Annotated in this window: 14 protein-coding genes; 8 read left to right on the top strand and 6 right to left on the bottom strand. The window is 59.1% G+C overall.

The window, feature by feature from the left end; genetic code table 11:
• Nucleotides 1-71: 71 nt before the first annotated feature.
• The gene (gene trpC / locus EC9_RS16625; protein WP_145346918.1) at nt 72-857 is read right to left on the bottom strand and encodes an indole-3-glycerol phosphate synthase TrpC; all 786 of its coding nucleotides are present in this window, start codon (nt 855-857) and stop codon (nt 72-74) included.
• Between the two features lie 158 nt (nt 858-1,015).
• Between trpC and EC9_RS16620 the strand changes: the two genes are divergently transcribed.
• The 5 genes from EC9_RS16620 to EC9_RS16600 all read left to right on the top strand — a co-directional run bounded on the left by EC9_RS16620 (nt 1,016) and on the right by EC9_RS16600 (nt 5,586).
• Complete coding sequence (locus EC9_RS16620; protein WP_145346916.1) at nt 1,016-2,446, top strand: hypothetical protein; 1,431 nt, start codon at nt 1,016-1,018, stop codon at nt 2,444-2,446.
• Nucleotides 2,447-2,591: 145 nt separating this feature from the next.
• A complete protein-coding gene (locus EC9_RS16615; protein WP_145346914.1) occupies nt 2,592-3,596 on the top strand; it encodes a hypothetical protein in 1,005 nt (334 codons plus the stop codon).
• Nucleotides 3,597-3,663: 67 nt separating this feature from the next.
• Nucleotides 3,664-3,891 carry a hypothetical protein gene (locus tag EC9_RS16610; RefSeq protein ID WP_145122194.1) on the top strand — a complete coding sequence of 76 codons (228 nt, stop codon included), beginning with the start codon at nt 3,664-3,666 and terminating at the stop codon, nt 3,889-3,891.
• Nucleotides 3,892-3,905: 14 nt separating this feature from the next.
• Nucleotides 3,906-4,805, top strand: a complete 900-nt coding sequence (gene xerC, locus EC9_RS16605) for a tyrosine recombinase XerC (RefSeq protein WP_145122196.1) — start codon at nt 3,906-3,908, stop codon at nt 4,803-4,805.
• Between the two features lie 139 nt (nt 4,806-4,944).
• The gene (locus EC9_RS16600) at nt 4,945-5,586 is read left to right on the top strand and encodes a hypothetical protein (RefSeq protein WP_246105729.1); all 642 of its coding nucleotides are present in this window, start codon (nt 4,945-4,947) and stop codon (nt 5,584-5,586) included.
• 16 nt (nt 5,587-5,602) lie between these two features.
• Here the strand turns inward: EC9_RS16600 and rdgB are convergent, their stop codons facing one another.
• From rdgB to EC9_RS16585, 3 genes are read right to left on the bottom strand one after another with little or no spacing between them, the layout of a single operon-like run.
• Nucleotides 5,603-6,217 carry an RdgB/HAM1 family non-canonical purine NTP pyrophosphatase gene (rdgB, locus tag EC9_RS16595; protein ID WP_145346912.1) on the bottom strand — a complete coding sequence of 205 codons (615 nt, stop codon included), beginning with the start codon at nt 6,215-6,217 and terminating at the stop codon, nt 5,603-5,605.
• A gap of 5 nt (nt 6,218-6,222) precedes the next feature.
• Nucleotides 6,223-7,047, bottom strand: coding sequence for a hypothetical protein (locus tag EC9_RS16590; RefSeq protein ID WP_145346910.1), 825 nt, complete (start codon nt 7,045-7,047; stop codon nt 6,223-6,225).
• Nucleotides 7,048-7,056: 9 nt separating this feature from the next.
• Entirely contained in the window at nt 7,057-8,700 is a 1,644-nt protein-coding gene (locus EC9_RS16585; protein WP_145346908.1) for a MotA/TolQ/ExbB proton channel family protein, read from the bottom strand.
• A gap of 437 nt (nt 8,701-9,137) precedes the next feature.
• Here EC9_RS16585 and EC9_RS16580 point away from each other — a divergent pair, with 437 nt between their 5' ends.
• Nucleotides 9,138-11,183, top strand: a complete 2,046-nt coding sequence (locus EC9_RS16580; protein ID WP_145346906.1) for a prolyl oligopeptidase family serine peptidase — start codon at nt 9,138-9,140, stop codon at nt 11,181-11,183.
• Between the two features lie 441 nt (nt 11,184-11,624).
• Here EC9_RS16580 and EC9_RS16570 read toward each other — a convergent pair whose 3' ends face one another.
• Both EC9_RS16570 and EC9_RS16565 read right to left on the bottom strand, forming a co-directional pair.
• Nucleotides 11,625-13,415, bottom strand: a complete 1,791-nt coding sequence (locus tag EC9_RS16570) for an aspartate kinase (protein ID WP_145346902.1) — start codon at nt 13,413-13,415, stop codon at nt 11,625-11,627.
• A gap of 49 nt (nt 13,416-13,464) precedes the next feature.
• A complete protein-coding gene (locus tag EC9_RS16565) occupies nt 13,465-14,670 on the bottom strand; it encodes a cofactor-independent phosphoglycerate mutase (RefSeq protein WP_145346900.1) in 1,206 nt (401 codons plus the stop codon).
• Between the two features lie 248 nt (nt 14,671-14,918).
• Between EC9_RS16565 and lpxD the strand changes: the two genes are divergently transcribed.
• Nucleotides 14,919-15,971 carry a UDP-3-O-(3-hydroxymyristoyl)glucosamine N-acyltransferase gene (lpxD, locus tag EC9_RS16560; RefSeq protein ID WP_145346898.1) on the top strand — a complete coding sequence of 351 codons (1,053 nt, stop codon included), beginning with the start codon at nt 14,919-14,921 and terminating at the stop codon, nt 15,969-15,971.
• A gap of 81 nt (nt 15,972-16,052) precedes the next feature.
• Nucleotides 16,053-16,982 carry an LpxI family protein gene (locus EC9_RS16555; RefSeq protein WP_145346896.1) on the top strand — a complete coding sequence of 310 codons (930 nt, stop codon included), beginning with the start codon at nt 16,053-16,055 and terminating at the stop codon, nt 16,980-16,982.
• Nucleotides 16,983-17,147 lie beyond the last annotated feature (165 nt).

The following is a 17,147-nucleotide window of genomic DNA, read 5'->3' as shown; positions in this document are numbered from 1 at the left end:
ATCGCAGTTTGGCAGGAGAGCGATCGTCGGCGCGACGCGTTATTTGCGATACCGTGTTGCCTGGCCGCGGTCTAGGATTTGCCTAACAGGGTGCGAACCGCTTGGCCGATATCGGACTGCCGCATCAGCGATTCACCGACCAGGATCGCTTTGACCCCAGCAGCGCCCAGCGACTTGACGTCTTCATTTGTCCGGATCCCGCTCTCGCCGACCAACAGCCGGTCGGCCGGGATTTGCGAACGCATCCGAATCGTATGACCAAGATCGGTATGGAACGTTCGCAGGTCGCGATTGTTGACGCCGATCAAGCGGCCTTCGGTTGCCAAAACCGCTGGCAAGTTTTCGTCGTCGTAGAATTCGATCAACGTTTGCAGCCCCAATTCGCCAGCTTGTCGGTGCAGGGTGATCAATTGTTCGGCACTCAAGCACTCCGCGATCAACAGCACGCAATCGGCTCCAGCCGCGCGGGCTTCCAACAATTGATATCGATCGATGATAAAGTCTTTGCGCAGCAGCGGGATCTGGACGGCGGCGCGGATCTGCCGCAGGAATTCCAAATTGCCTTGAAAGAAACTCTCGTCGGTCAGGACGCTGATGCAGGCGGCACCCGAATTGGCGTACGTCGTGGCGATCGCGACCGGATCAAAATCCTCGCGGATGATTCCCGCCGATGGGCTCGCCTTCTTCACCTCGGCGATCAATCGGACTTCGTCGGTCGCGGCCAATGCGGCGTGGAAGTCCAACGGGGCCGCCGCTGCGGCAGCCAAAGCTTCCAATTGCTCGATCGGTCGCACCCGCTTTGCCGCCGCCAGTTCTTCGTGTTTCTTGGCGATGATCGTGTCGAGAATCGTGCTCATGCGGGCAAATGTCCAATGGCCAATGTGAAAATGTCAGCGGCAAAGGCTGCATTCTAAATCAGCGAGACAAGACAACAAGCACGGCGGGCTTTCATTTGAAGGGGCGCCGACGATAATTAGAGTGGAAGCGTGGTTTCTCCAACCAGGGACAATCCGGAATGAACATGAACCAAACGAAGCAAAACCTCTCCGAGTGGGCTAGCGAGTTCCTCGAAGAGCGGCTTTCCCAAGCTGCGGCAACGATTCGCAAACCCGAATTGGCAAGCGAATTGCGGTCGAAGATCAGCGACGTGGTGAACAGTTTACCCGGTTCAGCCGCTCGCGAGGTGGAGCGGTTTTTTGATGCCGCCCGCCAGCACGCTGCGACGTTGGCCGATTACATCCACCCCGAAAATTCAATCAATACCGCTTCGATTAATGCCAGCGGTACGCTGATGCTGGGGGGCTGCGGCATCCCGGTGGCGTTGGCGATGCAACATCCATTGTTGTTCCACGCGACGCACCAAAACGCAACGGCGCGGAATTCGGTGCAACGCGCGCTGCAAACCGCATCGATTAAGCTGACCGGACACCATGTCTTGGCGGCTGATAGCATCGAAGCGGCGATCGTCGCGGTTGCCAAATCGGAAAGGGGGACCGAGATCTTCGTGGTCCCCCGATCGCAAGCCATTCAATTGCCTTCGGGGATCAGTCTGCCCGATCTGTTGCGATCGGCGAACTGCAAAGTTGTCGAAGTCGGATCGGTCGACGGTTGGTCCCCCGAAAGCGTCCGCAGCGAATTGAAGGACGATCTGGAGAAGTGCGGGCTGGTGACAGCCGACCGGATCGTCGACGGCACCGTAGGCGAACCAGTTGTCAGCGAACCACCGAACGACACGGTAGCCGGTTTGCGTCGGTTGATGCATGTCGCACCTTATGTCGCACCTTATGTCGCACCGCGCGCGTTGGACGATCTGGTCAATCCGGCGATCCCGACGCTGCAGCAACGCAGTCGCGACGTGTTGCTGATCACATCGGGTGACGGTTTGTTGGGGGGACCGGCGCTCGGTTTGATATTTGGCGAAAGCACATGCTTGCAACCGATCTCTCAATCGCGCGATTGGTGCTGGTTGCAAGCCGATCTGACGGCCCAGGCGACGATGATCCTGGCGCTGCAAATCTGGATCGATGGGGCCGCCCCTGAAGGTTCAATCCTGGCAATGCTGGAAACGAAGCATGCGAATCTGGTCGATCGAGCGATGCGTATCAAAAATCGCCTGGAACAAGCGGGCTATCAAGCGACCGTTTGCAGCGAACAAGTCGTGGCCCGACTGTGGCCGGGTGCCAGTTGGAGCCTGCCGTCGGTCGAGATCGAGATTCGCCCGGCAGCCGATTCAAACGAATCGGTCGAGGCGCTGGCGAAGCGGTTGAACCAGTCGAATCCGATGTTGCTGTGTAAAACAACTGGTGATGGGGTGGTGATCAACCTGCGTTGGGTCGCACCGGCACTCGACGCGAAACTTGCCAAAGTGGTTACTGCCGGTTGCGATGAGATGACGACGATCCCCGCGGGGGATGGTCAACCAGACATCTGTGCTATCGAAGACTGATGTTCCCACTTGTTCGATGGGTGGAGATTGCGGCTAGGCCGCACTTTCCTTCAAATCGGAATAATCGTTAAAGTCGATCGCACGGCGCGGTCGAATCTATCGATGGGGAGGGTGGAGCTGCGCATAACTTGCATTGAAGTGTGTGATGTTGCGCTCATCGATAACCACCTGCTGCCTGTTGTTGCTCCTGCTGATTTCGGCGTCGGGCTGCAGCTTGGTCCCCGACGCGATCCACGATCCGCAGGTCCACAATCCGTTTCCCCAATTGAAACGGATCGCTGTCCTGCCATTCTTCAATCAGTCCAACGAACCGACACTGAATCAAGACGCGGTTGCCGAAGCCTATTACGGGGAATTGCAAGAGATCCTCGGCTTCGAAGTCCTCCCCGTTGGCGTGACCAAGCTGAAATGGCACGAATTCAATCGCCAGTACGGCGATTCGGCTGGCCCCGACTATTTCCAACGCTTCGCCCAATATCTGGATGTCGACGCGGTCGTCGTCGGTGCGGTCACCGATTTCACTCCGTATTATCCGCCTCGGATGGCGATGACGACGCATTGGTACGCCGCCAATCCCGGCTTCCATCCGATCCCGCCGGGCTACGGTCTGCCGTGGGGAACGCCAGAGGAAAAAGACATCCCCCGCGATGTCGTCCTGGAAACCGAATTCGAATTGGCTCGCGCTCAGTTGAAGACTCAGTCGCCGCAGAGTCCCGCCGCCCCGGCACCTCAGGCTCCCTATCCAAGCAGCGACACCCCGCCAGCTCCTGCCGACATGACGATCTTCGACCCTACCGCTGGCGACCCCATGATTGCTGGCAGCCTGCCGGGTGGATGGCCCGACCCTACTGGTCTGATCCCCGATCCACCAAGCGTCGTTCCCCCGCCAATGCTAGCGCAAGCAGAGCCGGTGCTATCACACACGCGAATCTACCGCGGAGACGATTCCGAATTTACGCAAAAGTTGGCCGATACCTTCTATTCCGATGATGACGCCCGTTTTGGAGGGTGGCAATCTTACCTATCCCGCAGTGACGATTTCATCCGTTTTTGCTGCAAGTTGCATATAACCGAAATGCTCGGTTCTAGGGGGGGCAAGCATAAAAGCGACCTCATCCTTAGGTGGCCTATCAGCCGATACGAACGCTAGGCAGTTCAGGCAAGATGGACCTGAGGTGCGAAACTGGCGAACACGAGCACTTTTAGGGCGTCACTGGATGGACAAGGAAATCAATGTTCTGGCTCTCGTCAAAGGAGAGGAGAAGTTTATCTTTTTGTACGACGACGCAAATCGGACCGAGACCTTACGGTTGTTGGGACGTTTTGCAGCCGATCCCGAGATCGACTTTTCGTGGTACGACGCGGCGGTATTGAGCAAGCGGATTCGCGACTCGATCCCAGCCGTGGTTGAAGAGGAACCGATCCACCGACGATTTGCAGCCTAAGGAATTTGATCGCGATGCGTAGCGCTATCCCCCAGTTCTTGCAATACCTTGCACATGAACGCAACGCTTCGGATCTGACGATCAAGGCCTACCGCGAAGATCTGTTTGGGTTGGTCGAGTTTCTCGAGGATCAGCGGGGCAGCACGCCGAAGCCGCAGGACTTGTCGCCGCAAGATCTCCGTGGCTACCAGGCGGCGTTGCAAGAGGCCGATTACGCCCGCAACACGATCTCGCGGAAACTGGCTTCGCTGCGAAGCTTTTATCGCTTTGCCCAGCGGCAGGAACTGGCGACGACCAACCCTGCCAGCCCGCTACGGAATCCGCGGCGACAGCGGAAACTGCCGCACGTCCTCTCGGGGGGCGAAGTCAATCGGATCCTCAAGACGCCGCCGACGAACGACCCCAACGGCCTCCGCGACCGCGCGATCCTGGAAACGCTGTACAGCGCCGGGCTGCGTGTTAGCGAATTGGTCGGACTGAACGACGGCGATCTCGACTTCGACCAACAGATCATTCGCGTTCGCGGTAAGGGACGCAAGGAACGGATGAGCCCGTTGGGTTCGTTTGCCATCCGCGCCCTGCGACGTTACATGCCGACTCGCAATCGCGATCCGAAAGAGCCTCAGTCCCCTTCGGCGGCTACGTTTTTGAACCGCTTCGGTCGCCGATTGACCACGCGCAGCGTCGGCCGGATGCTGGAAAAACACATCCAGGTCGCGGGGCTCGACACGCGGACCAGCCCGCACACGCTGCGGCACAGTTTTGCCACGCATCTCTTGGACGCGGGAGCCGACATCCGTAGCGTTCAGGAATTGCTCGGGCACAAGAGCCTGGCGACCACGCAGATCTACACGCACGTCAGCGCCGCCAACCTGTTGGCGATCTACGAAAAAGCTCATCCGCGAGCTCGATAGCAAACCCTGCGTCGAGCCCTCTTGCCGTCGGCCGCGATGTCGTCCGGCGGCGTCTCTTTTAAGGCGGGATTGCTATTGCCGTCGGCCGCCGATAATCGCGACAGTACCGGCAACCATGTGGAAGGGAATGCGCGAACCATTGAATACCTTATATCATCTGCACCGAACGGTCTTTGTACCGCTGGCCCTGTGCGCCGCGATTCTGCTCGCAGTGCCAGGTTGCGGCCGGCTGATGCATCAACTGATCCCGCCATCCCCACCGACGTCGTTGACTGTCAATCCAGCGATGCTGCCGGCCGTGAAGCCCGACTTTTTGTGGCTGCAAGTCGTCGACACCGTGGACGATTATTTCCGAATCAAAACCGAGCAGCCGCTGAACGGAATCGACGGATCGCTGGAGACGACCTACCGTGTGGGAGCTTCGATTTTGGAGCCGTGGAACCGCGATAGTACGCGTGGATTCGAGCGCTTGCAAAGTACGCTGCAATCGATCCGCCGCAAAGCGATCGTCAACGTCCACGCTCAGCAATCGGGATATTCGATCGAAGTCGTGGTGCTCAAGGAGATCGAAGACGTCGATCACAGCCAAGGGGGAAGCGAGGGCTCGCTGTCGCTTCGACACGATGGCACAGTGACCCGCAGCGATGAGATCTTCACCGGCGAACCGATCACGCTCGGCTGGATTCCGCTTGGACGCGACACCAGCCTGGAACAAGTGATCCTAAACGAGATCCTCGATCGCGTCCTCGAACCCGATCGCAAGAAACTGCTGCATCATTGATCCACGTGGGCGCGGTTTACTGACCGGCCAGTTGATCTAACAGCCGGCGAAGTTGCGGAATGAATTCCCGCAGCGCCCGCGCTCGGTGGCTGAGCGCCTTCTTTACGCTGGGGCCAAGTTGCCCGAACGTCAAGTGATACTCGGGGATCTCGAACATCGGGTCGTATCCGAATCCGTGCGTCCCGTGACGCTGTTGGATGATCCGGCCGCAACACTTCCCGTTGGCGGTCAGTCGTTCGTTCCCGTCGGGATCCGAAAGACTGAGGTAGCAGTTGTAATAGGCGGTGCGGCGCTCCAGCGGCACCCCCTCCAAACGCTCCAACAACAGGTCGTTGTTCTTTTCGTCGGTTGCATCGGCACCCGAGAAGCGAGCGCTGTAGATCCCCGGCGCCCCGTCCAGTGCGTCGACCGACAGACCGCTGTCTTCGCCGAGCACCCACTGCCCCAGATGCTTGGCTTGCTGAGTCGACTTCAGCCGGGCGTTCTCGGCGAACGAGTCTCCATCCTCGACGACTTCGATCGCCGTGGACCAATCGGCCAACGTGGTCAAGCGGACTCGATCGGCTGGCATCACGGCTTGGATCTCGATCGCCTTTTTACGATTCCCCGTCCCTAGTACTAATTCAAACATCGTGTCTATTTCGCCTTGGATTGTTTTTCCGTAAACACGCTCAGATCGATCCGTCCCTTGCCGACGACAGGGATCTTGCCGTTGCGCAGGTCGTTTGAATCGCAAAGCCCCTTCAACGATCGATACGTGCTCAACCCATCGCTGCGAACCAGGAAGACGATCGAGTCATCCTTGCCATTGAGGACCTTGTTCATCAACGCTTTGAAGTCTTTGTCGCCAGCCGCCTCGGCGGTCCGGATTCGTTTGGGTGGCGACAGGTTGTGCATCACCAACGCCCCCTCGGCGCATTCGACGAAGTGAGGCGTGAAGGAGAGCCCGCTGCCCTGTGGCAAAACGGTCACGTTCCCTTCGGTCGGAACGTCTTCGCGCTTCTTCAGTTGAGCTTCCAGCTGGGCCAGTTCTTCCTGGACCGCCGAAAGTTCGGTCTGCATGTCGCCGATCGTTTCGCGATCCTTGGGGTTCACCTGCGGGATCACGACTTCCATCTTCTTCTGCTCTTCCAGCTGCTTCTCCAGCTCTTCGGTCTCTTTGAGCAGTTCTTCCAGCTCCGCCTGCGTCAGCTTGCGTTCCTGCTGAGTTTCTTTCAGGTGGAGCGCTGCGGAATTGGAGACCGAGATCCGTTGTTGCAACTGCTGGATCGATTCATCCGCCTCTTTCTGCTTCTTCTGAACCGATTCGTATTCTTCGATCTGCGCGATATCGGGAGAATCGGTTTGCGCAAGGGCCAGCGTGGCGATCATCATCGTCAACACGCCGATCACACAGGCAACGATACTCAAAAATGGAAACAGTGAGATATCGTCGTCGTTGGTTCGAGGACGTCTAGCCATGATCGATTCCTATCGCCTTCCGTTTCGCGAAGCCTTCTTCGAACCGCCGCCAAACCAACCGGAGCGGCGAGTTTCGACTTGTTGCACCACGACCTGTTGGTCTCCCAGTTTCTCCAGCACTCCGCTGAGGCTGGAGAGCCCGCGATCGAGCCCCGCCAGGTGTTCCTGCATCGTGTTTTGCGATTGAGCAAACGTGCCACTGACATTGGTGTTCATGCTGGCCGCTTGATCGGCAAGATTCGCCAGCGTGCCTTGAATCTTCTCCGCCGCGTTGGCCATTTGGTCCAATTGCGCCTGCAGCACCGCTTGCTGATCGAGCGTCTGTTTTTGCAGCATCGCAACGTGCTGTTGTTGCTGTTGTTCGATCCGACCGTTGACTTCGTCCCAGCCTTTGGAGACCTGCGAGGTCAAGCTGGTCCCGATCGCGTCGAGCTTCTTCAGCCAGCGTTCCATCTCGGCGTGCTGGGTTCCCAGCGCTTGTTCGACCGCCGCGCGGAAGATCGCCACGTCGCCGCCGCTGTTGGCTCCACCAGCGCCCCGTTCGGCACCCCCTTCGCGACCGTCGTTCAACCGTCGCAACAGGTTCTCGTTGCAATATTCATCGACGCTGGAGATCAAATCCTCTTCGCTCTTCTGCAGCGCCGACGCGGGCAGCTTGACCAACATACTCATGATCAGCGCTAACAGCGTCGTATCAAACGCGGTTCCCAGACCGCCGAAGACGTCCTGCAACGCAGCCTTCATCGCGTCCATGTTACCGCCGCCGCTGAGGCTGGTCGCCAAACTGGCAACCGCCGCGCTAACGCCCATGACCGTACCGATAAAGCCCAAGATCGGCAGCGACCAAATGAAGACCTTCAAAATCGTGTAACTGCCGGCGACGTTGTTCGCATCGATCGCCGATTGCGATTCCATCATCGTGACCGTTTCGGCGGCACTTTTGCGGACGCGGAAGTGCTCGATGCCTCGGACCACGCGGTTGACCAAAAACGTGTCGCTCGATGCACCGGGCAATTCGTTGATGTTCACGATGAACCGATCCAACGAATCGACGGTGATCTCGTTGGAGATTTCCACCGGCAGGACGTCCAACAGCATCGCGTCTTTCTGTTTCTTCAGGTTCAACCATTTCAGGAACAGGATCGCCAATGCCCAAAACATCAACAGAGTCGTCGGGAAGGGGACCGGGCCGCGATCCCAAAACAGTTGCCCGAATTGGAACTGCCGCAGCGGATACATCAGCCCCAGCCAGATGACCGTCGCAACCGCACCGATCAATCCGCTGATCACCAAGCTGACGTCGCTGCTGGCCGCTTCGCCGTTGCCCGCGCTGAACCAGCTTTTCTGAGGACGTTTCGCTTTGACGTGACGCTTCTTGGCCGCCGGCGCAGCTGGCGCAACAGCGGGCGTGGCCGTGAAGTTCGGAACGGCGGGGGCTGGCGTGGCGGCAGGCGCAGGTTTCGCGGCGGCCGGTTTTTCACCGAGATTCAGATTAGGGAATCCGCCGGCGGTGTCGGTGGCTTCCAAAGGATCTGCGTCGGGGATTCGGACCGTCGCACGGCAGTAGGGACAGGCCCGGCTCTTTCCCGCCAGATCGATAGAAACCTTCAGCGATTTGTTGCATTTGGGGCAAGGGATTTTGAAAAACGACACTGGGGAAAGCTCGCGATTAAATCAGGAATGAGGTTCAAAGCGGAGGCAATGGAACGCAAACCCAAGGCAATGTCCCCAGCAGGTGCGGTGGGGATCTTTCCCCGAGATGGCCGTGTGGCCACTTCAAGGGTTACCCTGAGTCCCATACGCATGGGGGGGGCTTCTGTGAAAAGCTGCTTGAGACGTGGTCTTCGTGGAATGCTTGCGTCCGCTAGCTCTCTATAGTCGCCCAAGGTTGGCCTCTCATCAAGGTATAGTCTTGGGAAACAATGGGTAAATCGTTTTTTGCGGGGCAGACGGTTGGGGGAGGTCGGTCGAGTGCGAAGCTCGCGGCCGTCGCACCGACGTCTGTTTGTCCTAATTTGCAATCGGGAGACGTTTCGAGCATGATTGGGCACCCTCACGATAGCCCATTTCTCACCCGGGAATCTCTCTCCATGCGAAGCTTGTTTTTCAGTTTCTCTCTGGTCCTATTGTCCAATCTGGTTCTGGCCGACGGTCCCGCGGATAACCTTGCCACCACCGTTCGCCCCGTGCCGCCTGTGGGGATCGAATTGAAACCGGCCGATCGCGACGAACTGCTCGCGGGATTGGAGAAGCTGAACGCGAAGATCCAGCAGATTCGCGATGCCAAGCAACCGCTGGGGCAAGCGTTGCTGCCCGACGTGGAGATCTTCTCTCGCGCAATCCGCGATGCCGTTGCCCATCGCGAACTGTTCGCCGAACGCGACATCAACAAGGCGCGGCAGGTTCTGGCCGAAGGCCTCGCTCGAGCCGATGCGTTGGCGTCGGGCAAAGCCCCATGGACGACGCAGAAGGGACTGGTCGTCCGCGGCTTCCGCTCTCGCATCGACGACACGGTCCAGCCTTACGGAATGGTCGTCCCCGAAAGTTATGCGTTCTCCGGAGCGACGCGGCATCGCTTGGATCTATGGATGCACGGCCGCGGCGAACGCAGTTCCGAAGCTGTCTTTATTCATGAACGCATGAACCAAGTCGGCCGGATTTCGCCATCCGACACGCTGGTCCTGCATCCCTATGGCCGCTACTGCAACGCCTTCAAATTCGCTGGCGAGATCGACGTCCTCGAAGCCTTGCGGCACGCTCGCACGCAATACCGCGTCGACAATGATCGAGTCAGCGTTCGCGGGTTCTCGATGGGAGGAGCCGGTTGTTGGCAGCTGGCCGTTCACTATCCCGACCTGTTCTTCGCCGCAAACCCCGGGGCTGGATTCTCCGAGACGCCTGAGTTCCTGCGAACCTTCCAAAACGAAACGCTCGATCCGACCTGGTACGAGGAAAAACTGTGGCAGATGTACGACTGCACCGGCTACGCCGCCAACCTGTTTAACCTGCCAACCGTCGCCTACAGCGGCGAACTGGACAAGCAGAAACAGGCGGCTGACATCATGGAACAAGCGATGCAGCAGGAGGGATTGCGTTTGACGCATCTGATCGGCCCGCAGACCAAGCACACGCTCCATCCCGATTCGCTGCAGTTGATCGAACGGAAACTAGCCAGCCTCGCCCGCGTCGGACGCGATCGATTGCCCGAGACGATCGATTTTGTGACCTACACGCTGCGCTACAACAAGTCGTTCTGGCTGACCGTCACGGAGCTCGATTCGCATTGGGAAAAATCGACGGTTCGTGGCGGCTTGCAAGGGCAGGGCAACACGGTCCGATTGAGCGTTGCCGGAGTTAACGGATTGCGGATCGAACTGCCGGCGGGCGAGAGCCCCTTCGATCCGCGGCATCCGGTGAACTTGGAACTGACCGTCACGGGGGCGGGCGGCGCAGGTGAAGGCTTTTCGCAAACGCAGACCATCGTCGGACCGCAGCCCGAATCGGATCGATCTTGGGTTTGCGAAGTCTACCGCGACGGATCGACTTGGAAATTGGGCGGTCGCCCCACGACGGGACTGCAGAAACGCCACGCGTTGCAGGGTCCGATCGACGATGCGTTTATGGACCGCTTCATCCTTGTTGAACCGACCTCGCCGGCAGCCCATCCGGCGATCGACGCTTGGACACGCGCAGAGTTCCAAAGACTGGTCACCGAGTGGCGGCGGCAATTCCGCGGCGACGCGATCGTCCGTCGCGACGTCGATCTGACCGACGAAGAGATCGCCAATTGCCACTTGATCCTGTTTGGTGATCCGTCGAGCAATTCAGTACTGGGATTGATCGCCGACAAATTGCCGATCGGCTGGAACGACAAGACAGTCACCGTCGGCAAGCAACAGTTCGACGCGGAACATCACGCTCCGGTAATGATCTATCCGAATCCGAAGAACCCGAACCGATACGTCGTGCTCAACAGCGGATTCACCTACCGCACGTTCGCCTATTTGAACAACGCACGGCAAGTTCCCAAGCTGCCCGACTGGGCGGTTATCGACGTGAGAACTCCAGCCGATTCGCTCTGGCCCGGCAAAGTAGTCGACGCCAACTTCTTCGACGAAAGCTGGCAGTTGCGGTAGCAACGGGGAAGCTTTTGTAGCGCCGGGCGGGTGAAATTAGGCGTCTGATGTGATCAAGAATTCACCCTCCCCAAACGCAGTTTGCGGGGGAGGGTCGAACGAGCGAAGCGATGTTCGGGGAGGGGCAGTCGGAGGTAAACCTGCGTCGTTGGATCCCGTTGAATGCCCTCCCCGGAAAACTCGCTAAACGCTCTTTCTCCGACCCTCCCAGCTGCGCTGGGCGGGTGAAGTTATGCATCCGGTGTGATCAGGAATTCACCCTCCCAAAACGCAGTTTGCGGGGGAGGGTCGAACGAGCGAAGCGTTGTTCGGGGAGGGGCGTCGGAGGTAAACTTTCGTGGTTGGATCCTGGTGAATGCCCTCCCCGGAAAATTCGCTAAACGCTCGTTTTCCGACCCTCCCAGCTGCGATGGGCGGGTTAAGTTGGCCGGGAGGAGACGCTTACGATCGCAGCGATTCGGCGAAGGTCTCTCGCAGCAGACGTTCGGTCTCGGCCGCTTTGTCGCTTTGAATCACGACGTTCACCTGCAGCTCCGACGTGTTGATCATCTGGATATTCACACCCGCCTGGGCGAGGGTGCGGAACATGATCGTACCGACGCTGGTGTGGCTGCGGAGTCCGATACCGCTGACCGAAAGCTTGGCGATGTCGTCCGCCCCTTCGATGCCACGCAAGTTGAACTTCTTGCACAACGCTTCGGCCACGGCGCGGCTGTTGGCATAGTCGGCTTTGGGGACGGTGAAGCTGACGCTTGTCGTGCCATCTTCGCCGTCGTAGCCCTGGACGATCATGTCGACAAAGATCCCCGACTTGCCGACGTCGGCAAAGATGTCGGCGGCGATTCCGGGACGGTCGGGAACGCCCAAAAGCGTGATCCGCGCTTGGTCGGGAACCAGAGCGATATCGGTCAGAGTCAGCTTTTCCAGGGTGTCGTCCTGCAGCGTCGCGACGACGCTTTGCAGATCGGCGGTCTGGCTGCGGTCGTGCTGAATTCGGCTCCAATTACGAGCATCTTCGGCAACGCTATCCAACTTAAACGTGTTGTGGACAACGCGCAGCGCGTCTTGAGCCTTATCACGCGGTACAAGTGCCGAGATCTTGATCTCGCTGGTCGTGATCATATAGATGTTGATGCCCGCTTCAGCCAATGCGGAGAACATCCGATGGGCGACGCCGGTTTGCTGTGCCATCCCCAAACCGACGACCGAGATCTTGCTGACGTTTTCGTCGTACGAGACGCCCTGGGCTCCGATCTTTTCGATCGCGTCGCGGGCGGCTTCCAGCGTGACCGCCAGTTCGCTGTTCGGAACGGTGAAGGAGAGATCCGCCCGGCCTTCGGTTCCCATGTTTTGCACGATCATGTCGACAGCGATCTTGCGGTCGGCGATCCGCGAAAAGATGTCAAGGCTGGTGCCGGGAACGTCGGGAACGCCCAGGATCGTCACGCGAGCTTCGTTCTTAGTCATCGCCGCACCGCAGACCGGTGACGATTCCGATTCGCATTCGGCGACGATCATCGAACCAGTAGTGTCGGAGAAGCTGCTGCGAACATGGATCGGAACGCCAAATTTCTTGGCGAATTCGATCGAGCGGTTGTGCATCACGCCAGCCCCTAGGCTAGCCAGCTCTAACATCTCGTCGTAGCTGACCACTTCGACGCGGCGAGCTTCGGGCAACAGCCGCGGATCGGTGGTGTAGACGCCGTCGACGTCGGTGTAGATTTCACACGTGTCGGCGCCCAATACCGCCGCCAGTGCAACCGCCGTGGTGTCGCTGCCGCCACGGCCGAGCGTGGTGATGTTGAATTCATCGTCGATGCCCTGGAAACCGGCAGCGATCACGATGTTGCCCGCATCGAGATAGCCTTGGATTCGCTGGGTGTCGATCGATTGGATGCGAGCTTTGGTGAAGGTGTTGTCGGTGCGGATGCCCATCTGGGCCCCGGTCAAACTGACGGCCTTGTAGCCCAGCGATTCGATCGCCATCGCCATCAACGCTACGGTCACCTGTTCGCCGGTCGACAGCAACACATCCATTTCGCGAGCCGGCGGCCGTTCGTTCAGTTCATAGGCGAGTTCGACCAGGCGGTCGGTGTTCTTGCCCATCGCGCTGACGACGGTGACAACTTGGTGTCCCTGGGTGTGGGCGCGGATCGCTTTGCGAGCGGCGGCGCGAATCTTTTCGACATCGGCAACGCTGGTGCCGCCAAATTTCTGAACGATCAATGACATGGCTGAGTTGAGGTTTGAGCGTGTGGTTGACGTGGAGCGATGGGGAGAGCTACTTGGCTGTAAATTCTTTCATCAAATCCCATCCCTGGTCGAAGCTTTTGCCGGTCGATGCGGCAGCGACTTCGTCAAACGTTTGCGCCGGATCGGCCTTCGTGTCGGAACCGGCGATCGCAAACGGAACCATGCCGTGCGTGTGCTTTTTGGTGGAACAGAAGGTCGGGTGATCGGGCATCACCAAAATCCGATACTCACCCTGCGACTGAATCGCCGCGTGCAGCGGGCCGACGATCTGCGAATCGATCTGTTGCAATGCTTCGATCTTCGCGTCGTGCCGCCCCTCGTGGCTCGCTTCGTCGGGAGCTTCGATGTGAACGCAGACGAGATCGTATTCCTTGAGCGCTTCGATCGCCGCTTGCCCCTTGGCTGCGTAATCGGTGTCCAAATAGCCAGTCGCTCCGGCGACTTCGATTCGCGGCCAACCGACGATCGCGGCGATTCCACGCAGCAGATCGACAGCCGTGATCATCACGCCTTGCGGGCCATAAGCTTCGCGAAACGGCGGCAAGCTGGGCGCAAGCCCCTGGCCCCACAACCAGACATTGGTCGCTGGCCGTTTGCCGGCGGCGCGGCGGGCGACGTTGACGGGATGATCGGCGAAGATCTCGTGCGAAGCAGCCATCAGCTCGCTGATCAAGTCGCTGCCGGGACCGCGCGGGAAATCGTCGACGACCGGCAGATCGGTCAGATCGTGCGGGGCGCTGGTCCGTGTTTCCTGCCCGAACGGTGCGGGCGAATCGGCTGAACCGCGAAACAGCATCAGATTGCGGTAGCTGACGCCGGGGACAAACTGGATCTGATCGCTCCCCAGTTTCTCCTGCAGCGATTTCAGCAGCTCGGTCGCTTCGGCGGTCGTGATGTGATCCGCCGTAAAATCGACCATCGTCTGGTCTTCGATCGTGACCAGATTGCAGCGAACCGCCCAGTCGTGGGGGCCCAGCTCGATCCCTTGCGCAGCAGCTTCCAACGGCGCCCGGCCTGTGAAGTACTGATTCGGGTCGTAGCCCAGCAGGCAGAGGTTGGCAACTTCCGAACCGGCTGGGAAATGAGCTGGCGTGTTGTTACTCAAGCCAACCGTACCTGCAGCCGCGATCGCATCCATGTGGGGAATTTGAGCTGCTTGCAGCGGGGTTTTGCCCCCCAGAGCTTCGAGCGCTTCGTCCGCACATCCGTCGGGAATGATGATGACATATTTCATAGGCAAAGTCTGGCTGCGCCCCTTAAAAAACGCAAGTAGGATAGCGAGCAGTCGCGGATTCGCTGCAAATCGCCCGGTTTACCAAGAGGCTCGCCGCCGCGAAACGCATTCATATTGCGACCGAGACCGCGAAGTTGTTATTTAACGATGCAGATATCTGCGAACGCGATGGACGCCCCAGCCAGGCGGGCGATTCGCACGATCGCGAGTCTCATCCCGCAATTTTCGCCTAAGCAAGGAAGCCACCCATGAAGCCGATCGCCATCCGCCAGCTTGCAACCGAACTTGCCGCCACCGTGATCGGCGACGATTCGATGCAGATCACCGGTGCCAACCCGATCGGCGAAGCATCGGCCAGCGAAATCACGCTGTTGGACAATGTTGAACGTCGGTCCGATTTGGAATCGACAGCAGCGTCGGCCGTCGTCGTCGCGTCAGAACTCGAAAACTGTTCGCTGGTTCAGCTGATCGTGCCGGATGTTCACGCCGCGTTTATGGAGATCGTGGCAAAGTTCCGCCCCTCGCAGATCGTGGCACCTGCCGGAATCAGCCCCCACGCTGTCGTCGACCCTTCGGCCGAAATCGCCGACGATGCGACGATCGGCCCTGGATGCGTGATCGGTGCGAACGTCACGATCGGGCCTCGCTGCAACCTGGTCTCCGGCGTGACCGTAATGTCCGGCTGCACCTTGGGTTCGGAAGTGAACCTGATGCCGGGCGTGCTGCTGTATGAAAACACGATCCTCGAAGATCGCGTCTGGATTCATGGCGGTTCGATTTTGGGAGCCTTCGGTTTTGGATACCGCCAGTCTGAAGGAAAGCACATCCGCACCGGGCAGCTCGGTTACGTGCACGTCGAAAGCGATGTCGAGATCGGCGCCGCGGTGACGATCGATCGCGGCACCTACGGCGCGACGCGAATCGGAACCGGCACCAAGATCGACAACCAAGTACAGATCGCTCACAACGTTCAGGTCGGTCGCCACAATCTAATCTGCTCGCAAGTCGGAATCGCCGGCAGCAGCAGCACCGGCGACTACGTCGTGCTGGCCGGACAGGTTGGCCTGAAGGACCACATCAAACTGGGCGACGGCGTGATCGTGGGAGCTCAAGGTGGCGTGATGGCCGACTGCGAAGCTGGCAACGTCTACCTAGGCAGCCCAGCGACGAAGCAGAAGGAACAGATGCAGATCTTTGCCATGTGGCGTCGTTTGCCTGAGATGCGACGTCAGATCAAGACGCTCGAGAAGCAGCTTTCCAAAATGCAGGACAACAGCGCTTCGCAAGCGAAAGCCGCTTAGTCGCCGCAAACAAATCCAACGGCCCGCGCGGAATAGCGCGTCGGGCCGCCTCAATCCCTTCACTTGCATCCCCTGCCCGCCATGAACTCGGCAATCCATTCCAGTCCGCCAACCGGCAACACTTCGCAGAGTGGCAGCACCGTCGGGCTGATCGCTGGATGGGGGCGATTCCCGATCCTGGTCGCCGAATCGCTGAAACGGCAGAACCATCGCGTCGCTTGTGCCGCAATCCGCGGCCACGCTTGCGAAAGCTTGAACGACATTTGCGATGAGGTCCGTTGGTTCGGCGTCGCCAAAATGGGAGGCCAGTTGCGGTTCTTCCGTCGCCACGGTGTCCAGCGGATGACGATGGCGGGCAAGCTGTTCAAAGCCGACCTGATGTTCCAAGGTTCGGTTTGGCTGCGGCACCTGCCCGATCTGTTCTGCATCCGCACGATGGCCCCTCACTTTATTACGCGCCGAAAAGACACGCGCGACGACACGCTACTGACCGCCGTCACCGACGCCTATCTGGCGCGCGGGATCGAGGTCTGCCCCGCCACCGATTTCGCTCCGGAGCTACTCGTGAAACAAGGCCACCATTCGACACAGCGGTTGAACAACAAACAACAAGCCGACGTCCGTTTTGGCTGGACGATCGCCAAGCAGATGGGCGGCCTGGACATCGGCCAAAGCATCACCGTGAAGGATCAGACCGTCGTGGCTGTCGAAGCTGTCGAAGGGACCGACGCATGTATCGAGCGATCGGGCAAGCTGTGCGGCAAACGCGGCTTCACCTTGATCAAAGTTGCCAAGCCGCAGCAAGACATGCGATTCGACGTCCCCACGATCGGGCCGCAGACGATCGAACTGCTGGCTGCCGCCGGTGGCGAATGCATCGTGATCGAAGCCGACAAGACGATTGTCGTCGACCAGGATGAGGTGACGCGAATCGCCAACGCCCACCGGATCGCGATCGTTGCCGTCAACGATGCCGAACTGGCGGAGAATGAGAACATTTTTGCGGCGTGACGCCTCGCCAAACGACCAACCTTAACGCGATTCGCTATTCCGACACCCCCACACCGTCTGTTACAAGATCGGCTCACACGCCGACAGCGACCTCGTCCATTGTCGATGTGAGTGTGAAACCGCGGCGCCGACTGTCGCCAGATGCCGTTCTCCGCGATCAGAAAA

The organism is Rosistilla ulvae (assembly GCF_007741475.1).
Classification (GTDB): domain Bacteria; phylum Planctomycetota; class Planctomycetia; order Pirellulales; family Pirellulaceae; genus Rosistilla; species Rosistilla ulvae.
This window is presented reverse-complemented; position numbering and strand designations above follow the sequence as displayed.